This is a genomic window from Streptomyces sp. H39-S7 (assembly GCF_027158205.1).
Taxonomy (GTDB): domain Bacteria; phylum Actinomycetota; class Actinomycetes; order Streptomycetales; family Streptomycetaceae; genus Actinacidiphila.
Genome location: NZ_JAPVLU010000037.1, coordinates 80364 through 95945 on the forward strand (window position 1 = coordinate 80364; position 15582 = coordinate 95945).

17 protein-coding genes are annotated in these 15582 nt (G+C 70.0%); 8 read left to right on the top strand and 9 right to left on the bottom strand.

Going from position 1 to position 15582, the window contains the following annotated elements; translation table 11 throughout:
* Positions 1 to 2: 2 nt before the first annotated feature.
* On the bottom strand, positions 3 to 1232 hold the full coding sequence (locus O3X23_RS30235; protein WP_269275097.1) for a substrate-binding domain-containing protein: 1230 nt from the start codon (positions 1230 to 1232) through the stop codon (positions 3 to 5).
* A 322-nt stretch (positions 1233 to 1554) separates the two neighbouring features.
* Here O3X23_RS30235 and O3X23_RS30240 point away from each other — a divergent pair, with 322 nt between their 5' ends.
* Positions 1555 to 2307, top strand: coding sequence for a family 16 glycosylhydrolase (locus O3X23_RS30240; protein WP_269275098.1), 753 nt, complete (start codon positions 1555 to 1557; stop codon positions 2305 to 2307).
* A gap of 87 nt (positions 2308 to 2394) precedes the next feature.
* A complete protein-coding gene (locus tag O3X23_RS30245; protein ID WP_269275100.1) occupies positions 2395 to 2670 on the top strand; it encodes a DUF2087 domain-containing protein in 276 nt (91 codons plus the stop codon).
* 54 nt (positions 2671 to 2724) lie between these two features.
* On the opposite strand, the gene O3X23_RS30250 is transcribed toward O3X23_RS30245, so the two are convergent.
* The 3 genes from O3X23_RS30250 to O3X23_RS30260 form a co-directional block, all read right to left on the bottom strand.
* A complete protein-coding gene (locus tag O3X23_RS30250) occupies positions 2725 to 4431 on the bottom strand; it encodes an MFS transporter (RefSeq protein ID WP_269275102.1) in 1707 nt (568 codons plus the stop codon).
* A gap of 125 nt (positions 4432 to 4556) precedes the next feature.
* Complete coding sequence (locus tag O3X23_RS30255) at positions 4557 to 4838, bottom strand: DUF4190 domain-containing protein (RefSeq protein WP_269275104.1); 282 nt, start codon at positions 4836 to 4838, stop codon at positions 4557 to 4559.
* 56 nt (positions 4839 to 4894) lie between these two features.
* On the bottom strand, positions 4895 to 5053 hold the full coding sequence (locus O3X23_RS30260; RefSeq protein ID WP_269275108.1) for a hypothetical protein: 159 nt from the start codon (positions 5051 to 5053) through the stop codon (positions 4895 to 4897).
* Between the two features lie 94 nt (positions 5054 to 5147).
* Here O3X23_RS30260 and O3X23_RS30265 point away from each other — a divergent pair, with 94 nt between their 5' ends.
* The 5 genes from O3X23_RS30265 to O3X23_RS30285 all read left to right on the top strand — a co-directional run bounded on the left by O3X23_RS30265 (position 5148) and on the right by O3X23_RS30285 (position 11023).
* Positions 5148 to 5768 (top strand): TetR family transcriptional regulator, encoded by a 621-nt coding sequence (locus O3X23_RS30265; protein WP_269275110.1) that lies wholly within the window; start codon positions 5148 to 5150, stop codon positions 5766 to 5768.
* Between the two features lie 148 nt (positions 5769 to 5916).
* Positions 5917 to 6108: a DUF1059 domain-containing protein gene (locus tag O3X23_RS30270; protein ID WP_269275112.1), complete on the top strand. Its 192-nt coding sequence runs from the start codon at positions 5917 to 5919 to the stop codon at positions 6106 to 6108.
* Between the two features lie 286 nt (positions 6109 to 6394).
* Positions 6395 to 7864, top strand: a complete 1470-nt coding sequence (locus O3X23_RS30275; protein ID WP_269275114.1) for an aldehyde dehydrogenase family protein — start codon at positions 6395 to 6397, stop codon at positions 7862 to 7864.
* Positions 7861 to 9420, top strand: coding sequence for an APC family permease (locus O3X23_RS30280; RefSeq protein ID WP_269275116.1), 1560 nt, complete (start codon positions 7861 to 7863; stop codon positions 9418 to 9420). Before O3X23_RS30275 ends, O3X23_RS30280 begins: the two co-directional genes overlap by 4 nt.
* Positions 9421 to 9478: 58 nt before the next feature.
* Entirely contained in the window at positions 9479 to 11023 is a 1545-nt protein-coding gene (locus O3X23_RS30285; protein ID WP_269275118.1) for a GMC family oxidoreductase, read from the top strand.
* A 130-nt stretch (positions 11024 to 11153) separates the two neighbouring features.
* Here the strand turns inward: O3X23_RS30285 and O3X23_RS30290 are convergent, their stop codons facing one another.
* Positions 11154 to 11282, bottom strand: coding sequence for a hypothetical protein (locus O3X23_RS30290; protein ID WP_269275120.1), 129 nt, complete (start codon positions 11280 to 11282; stop codon positions 11154 to 11156).
* A gap of 186 nt (positions 11283 to 11468) precedes the next feature.
* Positions 11469 to 11870: a RidA family protein gene (locus O3X23_RS30295; protein WP_269275122.1), complete on the bottom strand. Its 402-nt coding sequence runs from the start codon at positions 11868 to 11870 to the stop codon at positions 11469 to 11471.
* Positions 11871 to 11987: 117 nt separating this feature from the next.
* Here O3X23_RS30295 and O3X23_RS30300 point away from each other — a divergent pair, with 117 nt between their 5' ends.
* Positions 11988 to 12962 (top strand): helix-turn-helix transcriptional regulator, encoded by a 975-nt coding sequence (locus O3X23_RS30300; protein ID WP_269275124.1) that lies wholly within the window; start codon positions 11988 to 11990, stop codon positions 12960 to 12962.
* Between the two features lie 102 nt (positions 12963 to 13064).
* On the opposite strand, the gene O3X23_RS30305 is transcribed toward O3X23_RS30300, so the two are convergent.
* The 3 genes from O3X23_RS30305 to O3X23_RS30315 are packed head-to-tail and all read right to left on the bottom strand — an operon-like array spanning position 13065 to position 15372.
* Positions 13065 to 14060 (bottom strand): ABC transporter permease, encoded by a 996-nt coding sequence (locus O3X23_RS30305; protein ID WP_269275126.1) that lies wholly within the window; start codon positions 14058 to 14060, stop codon positions 13065 to 13067.
* On the bottom strand, positions 14057 to 14971 hold the full coding sequence (locus tag O3X23_RS30310; protein ID WP_269275128.1) for an ABC transporter ATP-binding protein: 915 nt from the start codon (positions 14969 to 14971) through the stop codon (positions 14057 to 14059). Before O3X23_RS30310 ends, O3X23_RS30305 begins: the two co-directional genes overlap by 4 nt.
* Complete coding sequence (locus O3X23_RS30315; RefSeq protein WP_269275130.1) at positions 14968 to 15372, bottom strand: GntR family transcriptional regulator; 405 nt, start codon at positions 15370 to 15372, stop codon at positions 14968 to 14970. Before O3X23_RS30315 ends, O3X23_RS30310 begins: the two co-directional genes overlap by 4 nt.
* Positions 15373 to 15582 lie beyond the last annotated feature (210 nt).

The following is a 15582-nucleotide window of genomic DNA, read 5'->3' on the forward strand; positions in this document are numbered from 1 at the left end:
AGTCAGCCCGCCATCGGTTTCACCGGGGGCGTGACCGCCGTCATGGGCAGCGTCGAGAGCCGCTGCGGTGCGGCGGCCGCGGTCGTCCCGGTCAGTCGGGCGGTGAACATCGGCTGCAGCAGGGCGTGGTCCTGGGCGCGGATCCGCTCACTGCCCTTGGGCCCCTCGAAGGTCCAGTCCTCCAGCGCCTTCACCATTGCCGCGGTGTCGGTGGCGCTGCCGGACCCGATGGCGCGTACGACCATCTGGGCCGCGGTGAAGCCGTCGGGACTGAACAGGTCGGGCGTCCCGCCCGCCTTGGTGATGCCGTCGAGCATCGCGGTCTCCACCGGGTTGGCGGCCGCGCCGGGGAAGTAGTGCGCCAGGAAGGACACCTTGCCGCCGGCGGGGCCGAACACCGGGTACGAGGCGGTGCCGGCCAGTCCGGTCACCACCTTGGCGGCGTCCAGCACCCCCTGCTGGTTCAGCGCCGTCCACAGGGCCGGGGCGGAGGCGCCGGCCCACGCCACGAAGACCAGATCCGGCTTCCCGGCCTTCACCTGCTGGGCGAACGGGGTGAGGTCACCGGCACCGGGCGGTGCCAGGACGGAGCTCACGCGTGCCCCGCGGGCGCCCAGTACGGCCTTCACCGCGGCCACGTTGGCCTGCCCGAACGCGGAGTTCTGGGCCAGCACGGTCACCTTCCTGCCCGCGGGATCGCCGAGCAGCGAGCCGGCGGTGAGGATGTCCTGGTAGGACTGGCGCCCCGAGCGGAAGGTGTACTGGTTGATCCCGGTCACCGCGTCGGTCGCCGCGGGGCCGCTGATGAACAGGACGCGGTTCTGCGCCGCCAGCGGCGCCATCTGCAGGGCCACCCCCGAGTCCGTCGTCCCCGCCAGGATCCTGACGCCCTTGCCGAGCAGGCTCTTGGCCTCGGCGACGGCCTTGGCCGGATCACCCGCGTCGTCCTGCTCGACGACCTCGACGGTGTGGCCGCCGACCTTGCCGGTGCCGTGGGTGGCATAGGCGAGGCCCGCGGTGAAGCCCTCCCGGTACTGCTTCCCGTAAGCGGCGAGCGGCCCGCTGCGGGAGTAGACGAGACCGACCTTGACGGCGGCGGACTCCGCGCCGTCCGGGGCCGAACCGCCGGCCGTCCCCGCGGCACTGCACCCGGCCACCACCGCGCTGACGGCCAACAGGGACAGCCCGCGGAGGAATCTGCTGCTCGTGGTGCGTGATGTAGGCAAACGCATGGTGACCGGCTCCCGCAGAGGTGGTTGGTTGCGCAAACCGTAGGAGCGCCCCGGCGCACCGGACATGTGCGGAACCCACCTTCCCGCCCTGCCCGACATGGTGGAGGGGCCCATGACCACTGAGGACCAACTGCCGTCGGCCCCCGGTCGGGGCGCGCCGCAACACCGCACGCGCCCTCCGGTGACCCTTTCCCGCAAGTCGCATTCGTACGAGTGGTTTCAAGCGCCGAATGGGCGTGCCGGGAAATGATTCCCCTAGCATGAAACGCGGTTGACAATCCCTGTTGACAATCCATCCCGCCTTTTCGACAGGAGGGACGCCGTGAACCAGCGCGGATCGGTGCTCCGGGAATGGCTCACCCAGAAACTCGGGCCGAAGCCCTCCGTTCCCGCCCCCGGCGGGCCACCACCGACGGAGGGCTCCCCCCGCTTCGCGGCCGACTTCTCCAGCGAGGAGCAGTGGGTCGCGGGCCGCTCATGGGCCTATCCGGAGGGCGGGCCGGTCAATCCGGGGGACGACAAGCTCGACCATCTCGTGACGGACGCCGACTACTGCCGCACCGGATCGTTCCGGGCGTCCCGCCGTGCCGACGGCCGTTGGAACACGGGCCTGTTGACCACGGAGGGCAGTGCGGAGGAATTCACCGTCCGCACCGGCGACATTCTGGAGACCCGGGTCAGGCTGCCCGAAGTGGTCGGGGCCTGGCCGGCGATCTGGACGTGGCGGGACGGTGGAAACGAGATCGACGTATTCGAATACCACCCCGACAATCCGCATCTGCTGGAATTGACGAACCACGTCAGAGGCGCTCACCGTTCGTACTCCGACGCGTCGATCCGGCCGGGCGCCTGGGTCGATCTGAAGGTGGAGTTCGGCGCGAGATCCGTCATCTGGTGGGTCAACGGCACGCGGGTCTTCGCCGACAGGAAAGGGGTGGGCCGCCGCTGGCACGCCTACCTGATCGTGAACCTTTCGGTGTCCGCCGGCCGGTATCATCCGGCGCCCGAAAAAGGGGTGACGGCCATGTCGTACGAGGTGGCCCATCTGCGCGTCCACGGGCCCGCACACCCCTGAGCGACCGGCCGGCTCCCGCTCTCCGCCGCCCTGCGCCGCCCCGAAAACACGTTGCCGGGGATCGGCGGGTGGAGGAGGCTCCTGTTCATGTCCGACAACGATCAGAGCAGTTCACGAGGGGTGTCCGAGCTGTTCTCCCGGGGGAGGCTGGTAGCGGTCCCGCGCAAGGCCGCCCGCCGCGATCAGTTGCTCGCGCACCTGGCGGAGACGCTCTTCGAGCGCGACCGGGAATACACCGAGCGCGAGATCAACGAGGCGCTGCACACGGTGCACGAGGACAGCTCCGCGCTGCGGCGCTACCTGGTGGAGGGCGGCCTGCTGGCCCGGACGCGGGACGGCGCCAGCTACCGACGGGTCCACTGACCCTTCCGTCCGCGCCACCGGGGCCCGGTGACGCGGACGGAAGGGTCGCTGCTGTCAGGCGCGCTCCGCCGTGAGGGCGGCCATTTCGCGGTCGACGGCGAGCCGGTGCTCCTCGTCGTCCTGCTTGGCCTTCCTGGGGCTCCACCGTCCGGACATCACGAAGATGAACGGAAGGAAGAGCACCTGGCCGCCCACACACACCCACCACCAGGTGCGCCACTGCCCGGGGCCGTCCTTCACGGCCTTCTGCACCTGCGGTCCGTGCTCCCGCAGCAACTGCAGTTGCGGCTGGGCCTTCTGGACCACCGCGAGGTCGGCCGGACCGACCTCCCGCACCGCGCGGGCAGTGAGGTCCGGCGGGATGGCGGTCGGCGGATACTTGCCGAGTTCGGCGAACAACTCCTGGTGGGCGCCGACGACGGCGAGGGCGGGGGCCGCCTGGACCTGGGCCGCCGCGACTTCGTGGCCGTGGTCGACCAGCGGCGTGACGGCCGTGACGAGGACCGGGATGAACGCGGCCGAGACGGCGACGACGGCCCGGATGATCCAGCCCCAGATGGCCAGGCCGGTGGCCGTGCCGGCGGGGTTGTGCCTCTCGACCGTCTCGGTGAAGCTCGCCATCCACGGCGCGTAGGCGAGCCCGGCGAAGACGCCGATGCCGACGAACAGCCAGGCGAACGTGTAGTAGTCGGTGCCCGGGTGGGTGGCGCGCATCGCGAACGCGGCGGTGACCACGATCGAGCCGAGCGCTCCCACGACCATGAACGGCTTGCGCACCCGCAGCCGGTCGGACAGCAGGCCGGCCACCACCAGGGCGATGGCGTTGGCGGCCCAGTACCAGTTGGCCACCGCGTTGGCGCGCTGCTCGGTGTAGCCGAACACGGTCGCGAAGTAGACGACGAAGTTCCCGACGGCGGCGAAGTACAGCAGCAGGAAGACGCTGATGGCGAAAGCCGAGCCGACGACGTCCAGCCGGAGCATCTGGCGCCAGTGCCCCTGTTGGACGGCCTGGGGGTCCATGCCCTTGGCGCGGGCCTCGATCAGGGTGCGGTCGCGCAGGCTGACCATGATCTGGTCGCGGAGCGCGGGAGAGAGCTCGCGCAGCGCGAACAGCGCGATGACGAAGACGACGAGGCCGGAGGCGCCGGAGTAGCGCAGTTCGTCCTGCCAGCTGGCCGTGTCGAGGGTGTGGCTGGTGACCGTGGTGACGACGAGGCTGCCGATCACCGGCCCCATCGTCCAGTACCCCATGGCGGTGGCCCGCCCCAGTTGCGGGGAGAAGTCACGGATGAGCGCGGGGGTGGCGACCAGGACGACGCCCTCGATGAAGCTCACCAGGGTGAAGAGGACCAGGTAGGTGCCCTTGGAGGAGGCGTTGGGCAGTCCGAACAGGACGAGCAGCCCGGCGATCAGCAGCCCGTAGACGACCATGTTGGCGCGTCCCCAGCGGTCCGCGAGGCCGGCGGCCAGTGAGGCGAAGGCTCCCACCGCGTTGCCGATGACCGAGACCCAGATGAAGTAGCTGTACGTCATGTGGAAGTGCGCGATGATCGAAGTGGCGACCGCGTACTGGATGTACAGCATGTAGTACAGGACGACGGTGGTCACGACGACGATCGCCAGGTATGCCATACGGGGGCCGGTGGCGGGATAGTGCGCCAGGTCGCGGTGCCACAGGCGGGCCGCCAGGCCCGGCCGGGATCTGGTGGGCGGCTGGGGGACGGCGTCGGCGTCGTCGTGCAGCGACGGGGGCGTGGCCATGCGGCTCCTCCTGAATGCGGATGTGCCGAGCGGATGCGCCTGCAGGGGCGTGGCCAGAGGGTAGTACCGACCAGTCGGTACGCCTAGATGTCTGCACGAGGATTCGAAGCCGGTCGGGCCGGTCGTCAGCCGCCGAACTGCCAGAGCACGCCGTCGCTGGCGACCGTCGTGATCAGGAGGATGGCGAGGTCCGCGACGCCGAGGGCCAGGCCGAGCAGGGCGCGGCCGCGGCGCTGGGTGCCCTTGGCGAGCGCGGTGCAGGCCAGCGCGATGGCGCAGGGGCCGAGGACGAGGTTGAGGACGAGCAGGCCCGGCAGTCCGAGCAGGAACGAGGCGACGGCCATGCCGTCGGCGTCCCTGCGCTCGCGGGCCGGGTGCGCGACGGTCGAGGTGAGCTGGGTGTTCATGGTGTTTCCCCCTTGCTGGATGGTGTGGCGCGTGCGGGCCGCGGTGGTCCCGCGGGTCAGCGGTGGTTCCGGACGCGGGCGATGCCCTCGCGGACGCCGAAGGCCAGCAGCCAGGCGATGATCAGGGCCGAGGCGACGGTGAAGACCGAGAGCGAGGCGTGCGCGGCCGCGCCCATCAGGATGCCCATCGCCACGAGGAGTACGACGAGGCTCATGTGCGGTCCCTCCTTGGGGAGTTCGGGTAACAACTGTTCACTGAGTAGGAGTCTATCCTGGCGAATTTGGGAGAACACATGTTTACTGAATGACATGAGTCACACCGTCGGCGTCCGACAAGTCCGCAAGCAGCAGACCCGCCAGGCCCTGCTGGATGCCGCGCTGGGCCTGCTGGAGCACCAGAATCTGAGCAGTCTCGGACTGCGGGAGGTCACCCGCGCGGTCGGCGTCTCACCCACCGCGTTCTACCGGCACTTCCAGGACCTGTCGGATCTCGGGGTCGCCCTGGTGGAGGAGTCGCTCGGCAGCCTGCACTCGGTGATCCGGGCGGCGATGGCCGAGCAGCGCGACCCGGACCGGCTGATCGACCGCACGGTCGAGATCATCGCCGGTCACGTCCTCGACCACCGGCCGCACATCCGCTTCATCGCCCGCGAGCGGCACGGCGGGGTCCGCCCGGTCCGCGAGGCGATCGCCCTCCAGCTGCGGCACTTCGCCGACGAGGTGGCCGCCGGCCTGGCCCTGCAGGCCGCCTCCGAGGGGTGGGCGGCGGACGACATGCGGATGCTCGCCGAGCTCTATGTCGATCACATGGTGACCACCGCGTCCCAGTTCCTGGAAGCCGCGCCGGAGGACGAGAGGCGCATCACCTCCACCGCCCGCCGTCAGCTCCGGATCATCAGCCTCGGGCGGCGGCACTGGCTCGACTCCTGAGAGCAGCCGTCGCCTGGTGCTCTTCGGGATGAATGCCTATATTTGTGGTATATGGCCCCAGTGCCTGCCGCCCGCACCACCGTGGCGCCAGCGCTCCCAGCGCTCGCAGGCCGACGGCATGGCGCCCCGGGCGGACTGGAGGTTTGCCATGCGTAAGGTCGCCGACTGTCGCGACATGCCGAGCGAATCCGGGTGCACGCTGACCATCGCCGGCGAGGAGGAAGAAGTCGTCCGCGCGGCGTCCGAGCACGCCGTGTCGGTCCACGGGCACACGGACGGCAGCGAGCTGCGCGAAGGCGTGCGCGGGATGCTGAAGGACGAAGCCCCGCAACACGTGTGAACGCGCGGACCCGTCGGCCCCGGAATGCGGGGTCGAGGCCCTTCGTCACCCTCACCACCGGACTCCGCCGCACTGACCTGCGGCGGAGCCGCCGTACACCCGCCGGATGGTGACGGGATATTAGGCCGCACGGGTGCGCATGGTTTCCGGATTCGTGGAGAGGTACGCGGAGGGATGCCGTCCGGTTGGCCGTTTGTGTGCTGCGGTTGCCGGGCGGCCGCCTTAGTGTCGGGTAACAGACCGTCACAAGACCGCACAGCCCATCACGAACCGCACAGGAGCCTTCATGCCGGAGCTGTTCATCGGCGGCCAGTGGACCGCCGCCTCCGAGGGGCAGGTGCGCGAGATCCGCTGTCCGGCCGACGGCAAGCTGGTCGCCACCGTCGACGAGGCGGGTCCCGAGGACGCCGCCGCCGCGGTGGCCGCCGCACGCGAGGCGTTCGACAAGGGACCCTGGCCGGGCACGCCGGCCGCCGAGCGCGGACGGCTGCTGCTGCGCGTCGCCGACCTGCTGGAGCGCGACAAGGCCGCCTTCGCCCGCGCCGAATCCCTGGACACCGGGAAGCGGCTGGTGGAGAGCGAGTACGACATGGTCGACATCGCCAACTGCTTCCGCTACTTCGGCAACCTGGGCGCCTCGGGCGGCACCGACCGGGTCATCGACACCGGCAACCCGGAGACGGACAGCAGGGTCGTGCACGAGCCGGTCGGCGTCTGCTCCCTGATCACCCCGTGGAACTACCCGCTGCTGCAGACCGCCTGGAAGGTGGCCCCGGCGCTGGCCGCCGGCAACACCTTCGTGCTCAAGCCCAGCGAGCTGACCCCGCACACCGCCATCCTCCTGATGGGGCTGCTGAAGGAGGCGGGGCTGCCCGACGGAGCGGCCAACCTGGTGCTCGGCGCCGGGGCCACCGCGGGAGCGCCGCTCAGTACGGACGAGCGCGTGGACCTGGTGTCCTTCACCGGCGGGCTGCTCACCGGACGGCGCATCATGGCCGCCGCCGCGCCCACCGTGAAGAAGATCGCCCTGGAACTGGGCGGCAAGAACCCCAACATCGTCTTCGCCGACGCCGAGTTCGACACGGCCGTCGACTACGCCCTGATGGCGGTCTTCCTGCACTCCGGACAGGTCTGCTCGGCGGGCGCCCGGCTGCTGGTCCAGGACGAGCTGCACGACGCGTTCGTGGACGAGGTGGTGCGACGGGCCCAGGAGATCCGGCTCGGCGGCCCCTTCGACAAGGACGCCCGCACCGGCCCGCTGATCTCCGCCGCGCACCGCGAAAAGGTCGAGGCGTATGTCGCGGCCGGTCTGAACGAGGGCGCGGTGCTGCGCTGCGGCGGTGCACGGCCCGAGGACCCGGCGCTGGCCGACGGCTACTACTACCCGCCGACGGTGCTGGACGAGTGCACCTCGGACATGTCCGTGGTCCGTGACGAATCGTTCGGCCCGGTGCTGACGGTCGAGCGGTTCCGTGACGAGGCGGAGGCGGTCGCGCTCGCCAACGACACCGTCTACGGCCTGGCCGGAGCGGTCTGGACGCAGGACGGCGAACGTGCGCACCGGGTGGCCGCCCGGCTGCGCGCCGGAACCGTGTGGATCAACGACTTCCATCCCTATGTGCCGCAGGCGGAATGGGGCGGTATGAAGCAGTCCGGCGTCGGCCGTGAACTGGGCCCGGCCGGACTGGCCGAGTACCAGGAGGCCAAGCACATCTGGCGCAACACCGCGCCGCGCCCGCAGCGGTGGTTCGAATGAGCGGCCCCGGCGCGTCCCCGGAGCCCGTGCGCGCTGAGGTCGACAACGATGCGGCGCTCACCGAGCTCGGCTACAAGCCCGGCCTCAAGCGCACCCTCGGCAACTTCCACACCTTCGCCGCCGGCATCAGCTACATCTCCATCCTGACCGGCACCTTCCAGCTCTTCTACTTCGGCGTCAGCTTCGGCGGGCCCGCCTACTGGTGGTCCTGGCCGATGGTCTTCATCGGCCAGTTGATGGTCGCTCTGTGCTTCTGCGAACTCGCCGCACGCTTCCCCGTCGCGGGCTCGGTCTACAACTGGGCCAAGCAGACCGGCGGCCCGCACATCGGCTGGCTCGCGGGCTGGATGATGACGGTCGCGACCATGGTGTCGCTGGCTGCCGTGGCCCTGGCCTATCAGCTGACGCTCCCGCAGATCTCCAGCTTCTTCCAGATCATCGGCGACGGCACCGGCAAGTACGACGCGGCCGCCAACGCCGTGCTGCTCGGCACCATCCTGATCGTCTTCACCACCGTGGTGAACGCCTTCGGGGTGAAGCTGATGGCCACCATCAACTCCACCGGGGTCTTCATCGAGCTGATCGCCGCGGTCGTCCTGATCGTGCTGCTGGCCGCACACATCACCCGCGGCCCGAGCGCGATCATGACGACCGAGGGCCTTGGCCAGGGGATGCCGCTCGGGTACTTCGGCGCCTTCCTGACCGCCTCGCTCGCGTCGGCGTACGTGATGTACGGGTTCGACACCGCCTCCTCCCTCGGCGAGGAGTCGATCGACCCGTCCCGCAACGCTCCGCGCGCCATCCTGCGAGCGCTCATCGCCTCCTTCATCCTCGGCGGCCTGATCCTGCTCTTCGCGCTGCTGTCCACCCCTGACCTGCACGCCGAGGCGCTGTCCGTGGACGGGCTGCAGTACGTGGTGAAGGCCGTGCTCGGTGAGACGATCGGCCAGGCAGTGCTGTGGTGCGTCGTCATCGCCATCACCGTGTGCGCGCTGTCCGTCCAGACCGCGGGGCTGCGGCTGGCTTTCGCGATGGCCCGGGACAACAACCTGCCGGCCGGCTCGAAGCTCGCCAAACTGCACCCGAAGTTCCAGACGCCCGTGCTGGCCACCTGTGTGATCGGGATCGTGGCGATCGCCATCCTGGTCGTCAACATCAATCAGCCGCAGATCTTCTCGGTCGTCACCAGCATCGCCATCATCATGATCTACATCGCGTATCTCATGGTCACCATGCCCATGCTGGCGCAGCGGCTGCGCGGGAAGTGGACGCCGTCGACCGAGCACTTCTCCCTCGGCCGCTGGGGCCTGCCGGTCAACCTCCTGGCGGTGCTCTGGGGCATCGCGATGACCGTCAACCTCCTGTGGCCGCGCCCCGAGGTCTACAACGCCACCGGTCCCCAGCACTGGTACCTGCGCTGGGGCGGCGTCCTGTTCGTCAGCGTCGTCGCGATCGGCGGCTTCGCCTACTACTGGTTCGTCCAGCGCAAGAAGACCGGCGTGCTCTCCGAGCACGCCTTCGGCGGGGCGCCGGGAGCGATCCACGGCGCACCGTAGGCGGACAGACCGGACGAGCGCACCGTGAGCACGCACTGTGAAACGAGGAAGAACTGACATGGACGAGTTCGACTATGTCGTGGTCGGTGGCGGCACAGCCGGCGCGGTGGTGGCCGCGCGGCTGACCGAGGATCCGAGCGTCAGCGTCTGCGTGCTGGAGGCCGGCCCTTCGGACGTCGGTGACGACAACATCCTGCGACTCGACAAGTGGATGGGGCTGCTGGAGTCCGGCTACGACTGGGACTACCCGGTGGAACCGCAGGAGAACGGCAACAGCTTCATGCGCCACGCCCGCGCGAAGGTGCTCGGCGGCTGCTCCTCGCACAACTCCTGCATCGCCTTCTGGGCGCCGGCGGAGGACCTCGACGAATGGGGGGCGCTGGGCTGCACCGGCTGGAGCGCCGCGGACTGCTTCCCGCTCTACCAGCGGCTGGAGACCAACGACGCACCCGGCGACCACCACGGCCGCTCGGGCCCGGTCACCATCCGCAACGTCCCGCCGAACGATCCGTGCGGCACGGCGCTGTTGGAGGCCTGCGCGGCGGCCGGAATCCCCACCACCCCGTTCAACACCGGGACCACGGTGGTGCGCGGCGCGCACTGGTTCCAGATCAACGCCCGCGAGGACGGCACCCGGTCCTCCGCGTCGGTGTCCTATCTGCACCCGATCCTCGGCAAGCGGCCCAACCTGGAGGTCCGCACCGGCCTGCAGGCCAAGCGGCTGTCGTTCGACGGCGACAAGCGCTGCACGGGTGTGGAGTACCTGGCGCCCGACACCATCCACACCCTGGCGGTCGGGGCGCGGCGCGAGGTGATCGTCGCCTGCGGAGCCATCGACTCGCCCAAGCTGCTGATGCTGTCGGGCATCGGCCCGGCCGAGCATCTCAAGGACTCCGGTGTGGACGTCCTCGTCGATTCCCCCGGCGTGGGCTCCCACCTCCAGGACCACCCCGAGGGCCTGGTCATGTGGGAGGCCAAGCAGCCCATGGTCTCCACCTCCACCCAGTGGTGGGAGATCGGCATCTTCACCGGCACCCAGGAGGGCCTGGACCGGCCGGACCTGATGTTCCACTACGGCCAGGTGCCGTTCGACATGAACACCTACCGCCACGGTTACCCGACGACCGAGAACGCCTTCTGCCTCACGCCGAACGTCACCCGGGCCCGCTCGATGGGCACCGTCAGGCTGCGGACCCGTGACTCCCGGGACAAGCCGCGCGTCGACCCGCGCTACTTCACCGACGAGCACGACGTGCGGGTGATGACCCACGGGCTGCGCCTCGCGCGGGAGATCGTCGCACAGTCCCCGATGGCCGACTGGGCCGGCGCGGAACTGGCCCCCGGTCCTGCGGCGAAGTCCGACGAGGAGCTGCTGGACTACATCCGCAAGACCCACAACACGGTCTACCACCCGGCGGGCACCGTGCGGATGGGCGCGGTCGGCGACCCCGGGTCGCCGCTCGACCCGCAGCTGCGGGTCAAGGGCGTCACCGGGCTGCGGGTGGCGGACGCCTCGGTGATGCCGGTCCTGCCGGCGGTCAACCCGTGCATCACGACGATGATGATCGGCGAGAAGTGCGCCGACATGATCAAGTCGGCCTGATTCCGGGCCGGCAGGCGGTACCGCGACGGGACGGTCCGCTCGACGCGGCCGTTCCGGCCGCGCGGTCCTGACCGTTTGCGGCCTTGACCGTTTGCGGGATGCCGGGGGGAAGGCCGGCATCCCGCTCGGGTCAGTGACCAACGGCGCCCGGTGCGGCGGCCACCAGTGCGGACCACTCACGGTCGTTCTGGCCGGGCACCATCCGCCCGGCCTGGTGCCACTGCCGGGTGAGCGCGGCGAAGATCGGAGGTCCGTCCACAAGAAGAACCGATTCTTCGATCTGACCGTCACCTGTCCTGCGCCGCCGGCCGGTCGGAACCCCGGCCTCCTGGATCGCTGTCACGCACCGACCAACGACCACTCGCCGGACAGGCAATCGCCACCGGTCGCCCTTCACCCCACCGAGTGCACGGGGGCGCCTCCGGTTGACGCAACGTCGGCCGCGTCAGGGCCGGGCGGCGAGGGCCTCGACCTCGAACAGCACGTCGGGCGCGGCCAGGCTCGCGACACCGATGAGGGTCTGCGTGGGCGGACGCACCCCCCAGTTCTCCCGTACGACCCTGCCGATCGGCCCGAGCTTGCTCACCTCATGGTTCACCACGTACGTCCTGAGCTGGACGACGTGGCTGAGGTCGAGTCCATGGGCGGCCAGGGCGACGCCGATGTTGCGGAACGTCTGCCGCACCTGCTCGGTGAAGTCGGCCGAGACGACAGCGCCGTCACGGCCCGATCCGTACTGACCCGCGACGAAGACCAGTTCCGTGCCCGCGGGGACGGTGGCGGTGTGGCTGTAGCCGAACGGGACGGGGTCGTGCAGACCGTCCGGATTGACGATGGCGTGTGCCATGCGGGTCACCTCTCGTGTGCGATCAAGCTGCGTCGTACCTGCGTCGTACCTGTCTCGTGCTGAAGCCTCCCAACGAATCACGACATCATGTGTCGTGTATTTCAGTACTGTTTTCGTATGCGTGCCGATCGGTTGGTCTCCCTGGTGCTGCTGCTGCGGCAGCACGGCCGGCTGTCCGCGGCCACACTCGCCCGCGAGCTGGAGGTGTCCACCCGTACCGTGCTTCGCGACATCGACGCGCTGTCCGCGTCCGGTGTCCCGGTCTACGCCGAACGCGGTCGGCACGGCGGGTTCGCGCTGCTGCCCGGTTTCCGGGCCGAGCTCACCGGGCTCAACCACGACGAGGCACTTGCCCTGCTGGTCGCCGGATCGCGGCGCGGTGCGCAGGCGTTCGGCCTCGGCTCGGCGCTCGCCTCCGCCATGCGCAAGGTGGTCGACGCGCTGCCCGCGAGCTACCGGGCCACCGCGGCCGGAGCGGCTCAGCGCTTGCTCATCGACCCGGAGACCGACCTCCTCGCGCGCCGGCTGGTCGCCGAGGAGGTGCCCGACACCGTGGTCGGCGAGATCCGGCGCGCGGTGTTCGCCGGACACAGGCTGCGCATCCGCTACGCCGCGGTGGACCAGGACCCGGCGTGGCGCACGGTGGATCCGATCGGCCTGGTCACGGCGCGCGAGCAGGGCTACCTGCTGGCCACCAGGTCCGGCGCGGACCGTACCTACCGGCTGTCCCGGATCGTGGCCGCCGAGGAACTCGACGAGCCGGCACAGCGGCCGGAGCGCGTCGATCTGGACCGGGCCTGGCAGGAACGCAGCAGGCGGTTCCGGACCGGCGGCGACCAGGTCACCGCGCTGGTACGGGTGGACCCGGCGCGGCGGCAGGAGCTGGTGGGCACCGCGCTGGCCGTCCACACGGAGGAAGCCGACGCGGACGGCCGGCTGCGGCTGGAAGTCTCCTTCCAGGATCCGCGACACGCCGAATGGGCGCTGTGGCAGCTCGCCACGAGCGCGGAGGCCCTGGCCCCGCAGTGGTTGCGCGACTCCCTGCACGACCGCGCCGCGGCCATCGCCACCTGCTACGGAACGTCATCCTGAGAGTCGTCGCCCGGTGCGAGCCCCCCGGGCAACGGGGCGGGTACCGCCGGGTCGCATGACCCGGCGGTACCCGTATGCGAGGGCCCGGCGCCCGCCGTTCGGTCAGGCGACGCGGCTGATGCGGCGGACGGCGAGGTAGAGCAGCAGGGCGGCCAGCGCGACGAAGATGCCCGTCTCGATGCCCTGGAAGGCCCAGAAGCGGTCACCGGGCTGGTAGCGCTGCCAGTTGTAGGCGTCGCGCCCCAGACCCATCTGGTTCAGGCACGCGTCGGCGTCGGGCATCCCCGGAGCCGCCTTGGTCCCGACCGGTGGGCACCCCGTCTGGCTGCCGCTCAGGACGAGCTTGCCGGCGGCGTCACGCACGCCCATGGACGAGACCCAGTTGCTCAGGCTCGGGTTCGGCTGCAGGTTGCCGGTGACCGCGTAGACGAGCTCGCGGGGAGCCATGTAGTGGATGCGGGCCAGCAGTTCGATGCCGAGGCGGACCACGAGGAACCCGCCGAGGGTGACCGCCATGGCGGGCATCACCTTGCGCCAGACGGTACCGGCGAAGATGCCCAGGGCCACCGCGAACAGGGTGTAGCCGATGGGTGCGATGCCCTGCACGTCGAAGATGATGTAGGTGAACCGTCCGTTGCCCATGGCGGCCAGCGGCTCGGCCCACCAGGAGACGCCCAGCGCGTACACGACCGCGAGCAGCGTCGTGGCGGCGCCGATCAGACCGAACTTCGCGAGGGCCCAGTGCCGGCGGCTGACACTCTGCGTCCACACGAACCGGTGGGTGCCGTGCTCCACCTCGCGGGCGATCAGCGGGGCACCGAAGAACAGCCCGACCAGGAGCGGCAGCATCACGAACAGCACGCTGACGAACGGCATGGCGGTGAACTGGTTGGAGAACTGCGTGCTCAGTTTCTGGCAGTCGTTGTTCGACACGAGCTCGGCCGAACCCAGCTTGGACAGGCAGTCGGCCAGTCCGGAGCTGTCCATGGCGTGGTGCATCCGCAGGCCGGTGGGGACCAGGAGGGCGGCGAGCAGGGCGAGTGCTATCGCGGTGAACAGGGCCTGCTTGCGGTGCTGGCGCCAGGTGAGCCAGATCATGCGGTCACATCCATCGAGGTACGGGCCGGGCGTGCGGCGGCGCTGAGGTAGGCCAGGACGAGGTCTTCGAGGGTCACCTCGTGCTCGGACCACGCGAGGTCGTCCAGCGGACGGCCCTGGGTGCGCACGAGCAGGGTGGACTGCCGGTCGGTGTGGCTGGAGCGGATGGCCTTCGCCCCGCCGGGGACCGCGTCGCCGCCGGTGCGCGGGCCGACCCAGGTCCGGTGCTCGGCGAGCAGGTCCTCGACGGAGCCGGCCAGTTGGACCTGCGCGGTCTGCAGCACGATCAGGTAGTCGCAGGTGCGTTCCAGGTCGGTCAGCAGGTGCGAGGAGAGCAGGACGGTGGTGTCGGTCTCGCCGACGGCGCCCATCAGCGTCTGCATGAACTCATGGCGCGCCAGCGGGTCCAGAGCGGCGATGGGTTCGTCGAGGAGCAGCAGCCGGGGTCGTTTGGCGAGCGCCAGGGCCAGGGCGACCTGGGCGCGCTGGCCGCCGGACAGTTCGCCGACCGGCTTGTTCGACGGGAGGTCGAGCTGGGCGAACCGGTCGCGGGCGAGGGCGGCGTCCCAACGGCGGTTGAGTTTGCCGCCCAGGGTGATCAGGTCGGTGGTGGTGAAGTCCGCATAGAGCGGAGTGTCCTGGGCGACGAATCCGATGTCGGCCAACACCGAGGTGTTGTCGCGTGGGTCCTGCCCGAACACCCGCACCTGGCCCGCATCCGGTTGCAGCAGGCCGACGGCCAGGTGCAGCAGGGTGGACTTGCCCGCCCCGTTCGGCCCGACCAGCGCGGCGATCCGCCCGGCCGGCAGCTCCAGTGAGCAGTCACGCAGCGCCCAGGTGCGCCCGTAGCGCTTGCCCAGGGCGTCAGTTTCCAACGCCGTGTCCGTCATGTGTGCTCCCACTTCGCTCATGAGATGTCCTTGGTGGCCGGGTCGTCGAGGGTGGCCCGCATGGTGGTGTCGACCAGGGCGGCGATGTCTTCGCGCGGCAGACCGGCGGCCTGCGCCTTGCGCAGCCAGGTCACCAGGTCCTCGCGCAGGTCGGCCTGGTTGACCAGCGACGGTCCCGCCAGCGTGCGCACGATGAAGGTGCCCACTCCGGGCCGGCCCTCCGCCAGACCTTCGATCTCCAGTTCCCGATAGGCCTTCAGGACCGTGTTCGGGTTGATCGCCAGCGACTGGGCCACCGAGCGCACCTTGGGCAGCTGGTCTCCCGGCTCCAGCAGTCCGACCCGCAGTGACTGCTTGACCTGGAGTACCAGCTGCATGTAGGTGGCCACCCGAGAGCGGCCGTCGAGCACGAACTCGATCACCAGTGTTCTCCTATTGTCCTACGACAGTAAGACAGGATCCTCAGGGGCCCTCGTGCTGTCAAGCAACAACCGCCTTTGCGATGCAAGGCCGCGAAGTTAACAGGCCGACGGCCCTGTCAAGGCTCTGTGGCTGGAGTTGACGGTTCGACAGCTACGGAAACGGGGCCTCTGGTAGAGGCAAGGAAGTCGACCAAGACGTTCCTGCTTCGA